Origin of the sequence: Novosphingobium capsulatum NBRC 12533 (assembly GCF_001598375.1) — a bacterium.
GTDB classification, from domain to species: domain Bacteria; phylum Pseudomonadota; class Alphaproteobacteria; order Sphingomonadales; family Sphingomonadaceae; genus Novosphingobium; species Novosphingobium capsulatum.
This window is the reverse complement of sequence record NZ_BCYV01000043.1, coordinates 1-7,868: the sequence shown is the minus strand read 5'-3', so window position 1 is coordinate 7,868 and position 7,868 is coordinate 1. Positions and strand designations below refer to the sequence as shown.

Here is a 7,868-nt window from a genome sequence, read left to right as displayed (position 1 = left end):
AGCTGGGATAAGCCTTGTCGAGGAGCCAACGCAGTTTGCTCAGCGTTATCTCGGCCATGCCCTCGCGCATGTTCTTGGCTACCCACTCCTCGGCAACGAGCTTGAAAGTGTCGTTCTCGGCGACGCGAGCGCGGGCAGCATCAACTTTCTGTTGGTGCGAAGGATCGGTGCCTGCAGCAAGCAAGCGCCGTGCGTCGTCGCGGCGCACGCGCGCATCTGCGAGGCTCACCTCGGGCCAGGCACCAAACGCAAGCGTGCGATGCTTTTCAAGATAGCGATAATTGAAACGCCAAAGCTTCGTGCCGGTGGGGCGGACCAGAAGATAGAGACCACCGCCGTCCGACAGCTTATAGTCGCGCTCGTGCGGTTTGGCGCTGGCGATGGTGGTGACAAACAGGGTTCCCATGAGGGTATCGTCCTAGCTAGGGACGAATATCGATACCCTCGAATATACCCGCATTGTTCCCGGTTGGTGCCGAATTCGCCCGTATTTGGATGGACGATCATAACACAAAATTTGGCTTATTTCAGCCACTTCACGGACGTCTACGGACGTCCGTGGAATGAGAAATGGTGCCCAGGAGAGGACTCGAACCTCCACGCCCTTTCGAGCGCCGCCACCTGAAGACGGTGCGTCTACCAATTCCGCCACCTGGGCACTTTCTCTTCGGTGCGTGCTGTTGGGCACTCGCCGTCGGTGGAGGGGCCAATACGGGTGAGGCCGGGGGGTGTCAACACGGGTTTTGTCATTTTCATGGCATCTTTTTTTCCACAGCCGGCAATTTTCCGCTTGGCCGGGCACTGTGGTTGATCCGGGGCATTGAACGGCTGGCCCTGGCTGTGCCAAGGCGCGATGAAACATGGTGTGGAGCGGCCGGCGCGCCGCTTCTTCTCGCAAACCGACCAAGGTGGAACAGGCAAGGCTATGGGCAACGTGCGCGATCTGGAAGACAAGCTGGTGGTGCTGGTGGGTGGCAGCGGCTTTTTCGGCAGCCATCTTGCGCAGGAATTGCTGGAGCGTGGCGCGCGTCTGCGCGTGTGCAGCCGGCATGTCGAACGCGGCTATGCGATCAAGGCGCTGGGCAATCTGGGCCAGGTGCAGTTCCTGCGCGTGAACGTGCAGAACGAACGCTCGCTGGCGGCCGCGTTCCTGGGCGCCGATGCGGTGGTCAACCTGGTCGGCGCGTTCAAGGGTGATCTCGATGCCGTGCAGGGCCGCGGCGCGGGCCGCGTGGCGGCGCTGGCCAAGGATGCCGGCGCGCAGGCGTTCGTGCATGTCTCGGCCATCGGCGCCGATGCCGGCTCGCCTGTCGCCTATGCCCGCACCAAGGCCGAAGGCGAAGCGGCCGTGGCGGCGGCGTTCCCCGGCGCAGTGGTGGTGCGCCCCTCGGTGATGTTCGGGGCCGATGACGCGTTCCTCAACCTGTTCGGCAAGGTGATCAGCCAGTTCCCGGTGGTGCCGGTGTTCGGCCCCGAAGGCCGCCTGCAGCCGGTGTTCGTCGATGATGCGGCCTGCGCCATCGCCACGATCCTGAGCGATTTCCCCGCCCAGGCCGGCAAGACGTTCGAACTGGCCGGCCCCGAAGTGCTGACGATGATGGATATCAACCAGCGCATCGCCAAGGCGCAGGGGCGCAAGCCCGTGCTGGTGCCGGTGGGCGATGCCATGGCCGGCCTGTTTGCCAGCCTGCCGGGCACCCCGCTGTCGCGCGATCAGCTGGCCCTGCTCAAGGCCGGTAGCGTGGCAAGCGGCAGGCTGCCGGGGCTGGCCGAGCTTGGCCTGCGCGCGCGGCCGCTGGGCCTGTTCCTCGATCGCTGGATGCTACGCTATCGCAAGGCGGGGCGGTTTGGCGTCAAGAGCCTGGGGTAATTGCCACGGGGGCGGCAGGCTCAGGACAGGCCCTTCGACAGGCTCAGGGCGAACGGGGGTGGAGGTCTTTCCGACCCGTTCGGGCTGAGCCTGTCGAAGCCCTCTACAGACCCTAGGCGTTCACATCGGCATAGTGGGCCGGTGGCTGGATCACGTCCATCCGTTCGGACAGCAGCGGGCGAAAGCTGGGCCGGCTCTTGAACACGGCATACCAGTCGCGCGCCTGTTCGTGGCCGTTCCAGTCGATCCCGCCGAGGTAATCGGCCACCGATAGTTGCGCCGCGGCGGCCAGGTCAGCCAGGCTCATGGTCGATCCGGCCAGCCAGGGGCGATTATCGATCAGGTGATCGATGTAATAGAGGTGATCGTGCGCCAGGCGCAGCGCCTCGCGCAGCATGCGCGAATCGGGTGACTGGCGATAGACCAGCCGCTTCTTCATCCGCTCTTCGAGCAGGGGCATGGTCACGTCGGCAAAGAAGTTCTCGTCGAACAGTGCCACCAGCCGGCGGATCTCGGCGCGGTTGGTGGCCGTGCCGTTGATCATCGGGTTCTTGTCGTTGGTTTCTTCCAGATATTCGCAGATCGCCCGGCTATCGACCAGGGTGATGCCGCGTCCTTCGTCGCGCAGCACCGGGGTGCGCACGGCGGGATTCAGCTTCTGGAATTCCTCGCGATAGTCCCAGGGATTTTCGCGAACCAATTCATAAGGGATGCCCTTTTCCGCCATGAGCAGCCGAACCTTGCGGCTGAACGGACAAAGGGGAAACTGATAAAGCTGCCACATGCCATGCTCCATGGACGAGGGCCATGGCCCAAGTCCAGCACCGCCGTAATGCATGGGCGCAATTTTTGCTCCGCAGCCGTGCTAATGAAACATGCGCATGCGGTCGCGCAGCACGTCCAGCCCGATCTGCTCGATCGCGGTGATCGGGCAATCGGCCTCCAGCAGCCTGGCCAGCGAGCGCTGCTTCTGTGCGATCAGGTCGATCGCCTGCAGCACGTCCATGTGCCGCGCGGCCACGTCCATGTCGGTGCACAGTCGCCCGCCGAGGTCTTCCACTTCCAGCGCCAGTTCCTCCAGCACCACGGCGATGCGCTGATGCGTCGCGTCGCGCAGGCTGGCTGGGTCAGGTGCGGCGTGGGCCGGGCCGGCAGCGGGAGCCGACATGGGCGGGGGCGGGGCATCGAAAGGCACGAAGCCTTCATTCTCGACCGTTTGCGTGGCCTCGGCGCGGGCCGCGGTGCCGGCCGCGCGGGGGTCGGGCTCGGGCCAAAGGTCGGTCGTGTCGATAGGCATCGCAAAGGCTCTCCGCAGCGTCGCGTCAGGTGGTCTTGGCTCAGGCCGCTTCGGCCATCGAATCGCTGTCGGCCAGCGCCGCCAGGTTCAGCACCATGACCATCTTGTCTTCGATCGCGGCCAGGCCATCGAGGAACGGCACCACCGTATCGCTGCCCGAGGCCGGCGGCGGGGGCTGCATCGCTTCATCGGGCACAGTCACGATGTCGCTGACCGAATCGACGATCCAGCCGCCGATCTGGCTGCCCAGCTGGGTAACGATGATGGCATGGCGCGGGGTCGGCTCGGTGGCGCGCCAGCCCAGCCGCGCGGCCAGGTCCACCACCGGCAGCACGGTGCCGCGCAGGTTGACGACGCCGGCCACATAGTGCGGCACGCGCGGCAGCCGCGTGGTTGGCGTCCAGGCGCGAATTTCGCGGATGGCCATGATATCCAGGCCAAACACCTGGCCTTCCACTTCGAAGGTGATCAGTTCGCGGATCATTGCTTGTCTCCCTTCAGGATTGCGATGGCCATGGCCTAGTGCGACACGCGGCGCACGGCCGCGACCAGCTTGGCCGGGTCGAACGGCTTGACGATCCAGCCGGTCGCCCCGGCGGCGCGGGCGCGGGCTTTCTTTTCTTCCGAGCTTTCGGTGGTTAGCACCAGGATCGGGCGATCGCGGTGGCGGCTGCCCTCGCGCAGGCGCTCGATCAGGCCAAAGCCATCCAGCCTTGGCATGTTGATATCGGTGATCACCACATCGACTTCGTTGAGGGCCAGCCAGTCGAGCGCGGCGATGCCGTCCTCGGCCTGCGAGACATCGAAGCCTTGCGAGGTGAGTGCGTGGTTGAGCAGGGCCCGCATCGACGGGCTGTCGTCTACGGTCAGGATCCGGGTGGTAGTGGTCATGCCTGGACTCGCTTTTCCATTCAGAACAGTTCGACATCGCCCAGCGATTTGGCCGGACGCGCAGTGGGTTGCACAGGTGGCGCAAGCCGGTCTTCCACCGTACGGAGGCGGACCTGGCCCGATGCCGGGCGGAAATCGACACGCCGCGCCTGGGTTCCGCCAAGGTCTTCGCGCAGCAGCGCGATGCCTTCGTTGGCGAGGAACTTGCGCGCGAACTCGGCATTGACCGAGCCGATCTTCATCATGTTGCGGTTGACGTTGGCCCCGCCATAAAGGTGCGCCTTGAGCTTTGACTTGCGCGCGCCCTTGGCCAGCATCTCGTTGACCAGCAGTTCCATCAGATAGAGGCCGTAGTGTTCGTCCACTGCAGTGTCATAGCCGGCGGGCGGCTCTGCCAGCAGGAAGTGGTTCATGCCGCCCACGCGGGCTTCGGGATCGAACAGGCAAGTGGCCACGCAACTGCCCAGCACGGTCGAATATTCCAGGCTCTTGTCGGCGCTGGCCAGGGCCTGGCCCTGCATCACGGTGATCCGCTCCAGGCCGCTGGGGTTGGGTAGGATGGGTTTGTGAAACATGGCTCAGGCCGCCTTGCTGAAGGCGTGGCGGGCGATGTGCCCGATCGGCGCCACCACCTTGGCCGCGCCCAGCGAGATGGCGGCGCGCGGCATGCCAAAGACGGTGCAGGTCGCCTCGTCCTGGGCAATGGTGCGCGCGCCTTTCTGGGCCATGGCGAGCAGGCCCTTGGCCCCGTCAGACCCCATGCCCGTCAACAGGATGCCCACGGCCTGGGCGCCGACCACTTCGGCGACAGAGGAAAACAGCACGTCGACCGAAGGCAGGTGGCCCGACACCGCCTCGCCCCGGCGCAGCTTGGCGTGCAGGCTGGTGGTGCCGCCGATGCCCAGGTGGCGATCATCGCCCGGTGCCAGATAGACGTTGCCCTCGCGCAGCGGCATGTCGGGCTCGGCCAACTGGATGCGCGGCGGGCAGTTCTGGTCGAGCGTGCGCGCCACGGCCGGGGCAAAGCGTTCGTTGATGTGCTGCACGATCAGCGTGGGCGGGCAATCGGCCGGGAAATCCGACAGCAGGATCTGCAGCGCCTCTACCCCGCCGGTGGACGAGCCGATGGCGATGAGGCGCGGGCGATCGGCGATCGATAGCCGCGCCTGGCTGGCGATGCGGCTGGTCGGCACGGCCGGGGCCGGCGCGCCGCGTGGGGCAAAGCGCACTTTGGACGCGCTGCGGATCATGTTCGCCAGGCGGCCGCTGTCTTCCAGCGTCATGCCTTGGCCCATCTCGCTCTTGGCGTAGCAATCGACCGCCCCCAGCGCGAGCGCGCGGGCCGTGGTATCGTTGCCCTGCTGGGTGGCGCCAGACACGATGATCACCGGCGTCGGGCGCAGCTGCATGATCTTTTCCAGGAAATCCAGGCCGTTCATGCCCGGCATTTCCACGTCGAGCGTGACCACGTCGGGGTCCAGCTCGCGGATCATCTGGCGCCCTTCGGCGGCATTGGCGGCGGCGGCCACCACTTCGATATCCGGCTCTTTCGACAGCCGGTTCATGAGGATGGCCCGCATCGTGGGCGAATCCTCGACAATCACCACGCGGATCGTCATGCCGCCCTCCTCGAATAGATCGTTGGTCCCATGTTCGCCAGTTCTTCCAGAGCCGGGCCGGTGACCCGCTCGCTGTGGCCGATATAGAGGTGGCCGCCGCGCGCGAGCTTTTCGGCAAAGCGCGCCACGAGCCGTTCCTTGGTTGGATTGTCGAAATAGATCATCACGTTGCGGCAAAAGATCACGTCAAAGGCGCCGGCCATCGGCCAATCGCCCAAGAGGTTGAGGTGGCGGAAGCGCAGCAGCGCCTGCGCCTCGGGCGCGATCGTGGCATCCTGGCCATCGGGCACCGTCCAGGCGCGGCGCAGCGCCTCGGGCACGGGCTTGAGGTCTTCCTGGCGATAGCGCGCAGCCTGGGCCTTCGTGATCGCGTGGGTGGCGATGTCGCTGGCCAGGATACGGATATCGCGCCGCGCCAGCTTGAGCCCTTCGCTGCGATCCGGGCCAAGCAGGGTCATCACCAGCGACCAAATCTCCTCGCCACTGGAACAGCCGGCCGACCAGATGCGCACTTTGCCGCCGCGATCGAGCTGTTCGATCAGATGGGGCCGCACGACCTGGGCGAAATGCTCGAAATGATGCGCCTCGCGATAGAAGAACGTGTGGTTCGTAGTCAGCGCGCAGATCGCCTTGGTGCGTTCGGCGGCATCCTCGCGAATGCGCAAAACATAGGCGCCGAATGTCTGGCAGCCCGAATCGCGCACCAGCGGCGCCAGGCGCGAATAGACCAGCATGGCCTTGCCCGGGGGCAGCACGATCCCCGCCTCGCGGTGGGCGATCTCGCTCACCGCCTGGAAATCGGCGGCGTCATAAACCCCCGGGCTGACGCCGGGCAGGCTGACGTCGAAGGCGGCGTGAACGCTCATGCGGCTTCTGCCAACCCGTGGGGGTGCGACAGGTCCATCTGGCCATGTTCGGCCATGCTGCGCGCGACCAGGCCGTCGACATCGACGATCAACGCCACGCGTCCATCGCCCAGGATGGTGGCGCCGGCCACGCCCTCTACCGAGCGGTAGTGGGTATCCAGGCTCTTGATCACCACCTGGCGCTGATCGACGATCGAATCCACCAGCAGCGCGGCGCGGCCGGCGCCTTCGGTCTCCACCACGATCAGCACACCATCCTGCGGCGCTTCCACCGCACCATAGGCGCCCACCGCCACGTGCAGCGGCACCACCGGGATGAAGCGGCCGCGCACGTTCATCATCGCGCGGTTGGAGCCCAGGCCTTTGACGTCTTCCACCGCCGGACGCAGCGATTCGACGACGTTGGCCAGCGGGACGACCAGCGTCTGGTCGCCGACATTGACCACCATGCCGTCGGAAATGGCGAGGGTGAGCGGCAGGGTGAGCGTGAACGTGGTGCCCACGCCCTGTTCGGATTCGATGGTGATGCGCCCGCCCAGGTCCTTCACGTTCTGGCGCACCACATCCATGCCCACACCGCGCCCGGAAATATTGGACACGGTCTGCGCGGTGGAAAAGCCCGGCGCAAAGATCAGCAGGTCGATCTCTTCCTTCGAGAGCTGGGCATCGGGCGCAACCAGGCCCTTTTCGATGGCCTTGGCCAGCACGCGTTCGCGGTTGATGCCGCGCCCATCGTCGCCAATGCGGATCAGGATGCGGCCCGAGCGGTGCTCGGCCGAAAGGGTCAGCGTGCCTTCGGCGCTCTTGCCGGCGGCGAGCCGCTCCTCGGGCTTTTCGATGCCATGGTCCACCGCGTTGCGGATCAGGTGGGTGAGCGGTTCACCCAGCCTCTCGATCACGGTCTTGTCCAGTTCGGTGCTCTCGCCCGAAACTTCCAGGCGCACGTGCTTGCCGGTGCTGGCCGACAGTTCGCGCATGATGCGCGGCACGCGGCTGAACACCGAGCCGATCGGCTGGGCACGGATCGCCATGGCGCTTTCCTGGATATCGCGCGTCAGGCCATCGAGCACGGCGATTTCCTCGCTCGCGGCCAGGCCTTCGCTCGACAGGCGCTGGGCCATCATCGCCTGGGCGATGACCAGCTCGCCCACGGCATCGATCAGCTTGTCGAGCTTGGACAGCTCGATACGGATCGATTGGCCGGGCGCGGGCGGGGCTGGCGGCGTGGCCGCTGCAGCCACGGCGGCCGGCGCGGCCGGCGGTGCAACCGGTGCCGGCGGCGCGCTTGGCGGGGCGGCAGGGTCTGCGGCTGCGGGCGGCGCGGG

General features: G+C 66.1%; 10 protein-coding genes and 1 tRNA gene. 1 reads left to right on the top strand and 10 read right to left on the bottom strand.

What is annotated here, in order from left to right; genetic code table 11:
• Positions 1 to 406, bottom strand: a 406-nt coding sequence (locus SCA01S_RS21290) for an integrase arm-type DNA-binding domain-containing protein (protein WP_157089085.1), incomplete at its 3' end; no start/stop codon positions are given.
• A gap of 165 nt (positions 407 to 571) precedes the next feature.
• A tRNA-Leu gene (locus SCA01S_RS21285) sits at positions 572 to 658 on the bottom strand.
• 267 nt (positions 659 to 925) lie between these two features.
• On the opposite strand from SCA01S_RS21285, the gene SCA01S_RS21280 reads away from it, so the two are divergent.
• Complete coding sequence (locus SCA01S_RS21280; protein WP_062788794.1) at positions 926 to 1,870, top strand: complex I NDUFA9 subunit family protein; 945 nt, start codon at positions 926 to 928, stop codon at positions 1,868 to 1,870.
• Positions 1,871 to 1,982: 112 nt separating this feature from the next.
• Here SCA01S_RS21280 and SCA01S_RS21275 read toward each other — a convergent pair whose 3' ends face one another.
• From SCA01S_RS21275 to SCA01S_RS21240, 8 genes are all read right to left on the bottom strand, one after another.
• Positions 1,983 to 2,654, bottom strand: a complete 672-nt coding sequence (locus tag SCA01S_RS21275) for a glutathione S-transferase family protein (protein WP_028658198.1) — start codon at positions 2,652 to 2,654, stop codon at positions 1,983 to 1,985.
• A gap of 81 nt (positions 2,655 to 2,735) precedes the next feature.
• Entirely contained in the window at positions 2,736 to 3,167 is a 432-nt protein-coding gene (locus tag SCA01S_RS21270; RefSeq protein WP_245652866.1) for a hypothetical protein, read from the bottom strand.
• Between the two features lie 40 nt (positions 3,168 to 3,207).
• Entirely contained in the window at positions 3,208 to 3,651 is a 444-nt protein-coding gene (locus tag SCA01S_RS21265; protein WP_054132887.1) for a chemotaxis protein CheW, read from the bottom strand.
• A 35-nt stretch (positions 3,652 to 3,686) separates the two neighbouring features.
• Positions 3,687 to 4,058: a response regulator gene (locus SCA01S_RS21260; protein WP_022677527.1), complete on the bottom strand. Its 372-nt coding sequence runs from the start codon at positions 4,056 to 4,058 to the stop codon at positions 3,687 to 3,689.
• Between the two features lie 20 nt (positions 4,059 to 4,078).
• On the bottom strand, positions 4,079 to 4,633 hold the full coding sequence (locus tag SCA01S_RS21255; protein ID WP_022677528.1) for a chemotaxis protein CheD: 555 nt from the start codon (positions 4,631 to 4,633) through the stop codon (positions 4,079 to 4,081).
• 3 nt (positions 4,634 to 4,636) lie between these two features.
• On the bottom strand, positions 4,637 to 5,677 hold the full coding sequence (cheB, locus tag SCA01S_RS21250; protein WP_062788791.1) for a chemotaxis-specific protein-glutamate methyltransferase CheB: 1,041 nt from the start codon (positions 5,675 to 5,677) through the stop codon (positions 4,637 to 4,639).
• On the bottom strand, positions 5,674 to 6,543 hold the full coding sequence (locus SCA01S_RS21245; RefSeq protein WP_062788789.1) for a CheR family methyltransferase: 870 nt from the start codon (positions 6,541 to 6,543) through the stop codon (positions 5,674 to 5,676). Before SCA01S_RS21245 ends, cheB begins: the two co-directional genes overlap by 4 nt.
• A partial coding sequence (locus SCA01S_RS21240; RefSeq protein ID WP_167542937.1) for a chemotaxis protein CheA occupies positions 6,540 to 7,868 on the bottom strand: 1,329 nt, incomplete at its 5' end. The genes SCA01S_RS21240 and SCA01S_RS21245, both read right to left, overlap by 4 nt.

Excerpts from the sequence above, each read along its gene's own strand:
- SCA01S_RS21280 (WP_062788794.1), top strand. The coding sequence starts at position 926 with ATGGGCAACGTGCGCGATCTGGAAGACAAGCTGGTGGTGCTGGTGGGT.
- SCA01S_RS21275 (WP_028658198.1), bottom strand. The coding sequence starts at position 2,654 with ATGTGGCAGCTTTATCAGTTTCCCCTTTGTCCGTTCAGCCGCAAGGTT.
- SCA01S_RS21270 (WP_245652866.1), bottom strand. The coding sequence starts at position 3,167 with ATGCCTATCGACACGACCGACCTTTGGCCCGAGCCCGACCCCCGCGCG.
- SCA01S_RS21265 (WP_054132887.1), bottom strand. The coding sequence starts at position 3,651 with ATGATCCGCGAACTGATCACCTTCGAAGTGGAAGGCCAGGTGTTTGGC.
- SCA01S_RS21260 (WP_022677527.1), bottom strand. The coding sequence starts at position 4,058 with ATGACCACTACCACCCGGATCCTGACCGTAGACGACAGCCCGTCGATG.
- SCA01S_RS21255 (WP_022677528.1), bottom strand. The coding sequence starts at position 4,633 with ATGTTTCACAAACCCATCCTACCCAACCCCAGCGGCCTGGAGCGGATC.
- cheB (WP_062788791.1), bottom strand. The coding sequence starts at position 5,677 with ATGACGATCCGCGTGGTGATTGTCGAGGATTCGCCCACGATGCGGGCC.
- SCA01S_RS21245 (WP_062788789.1), bottom strand. The coding sequence starts at position 6,543 with ATGAGCGTTCACGCCGCCTTCGACGTCAGCCTGCCCGGCGTCAGCCCG.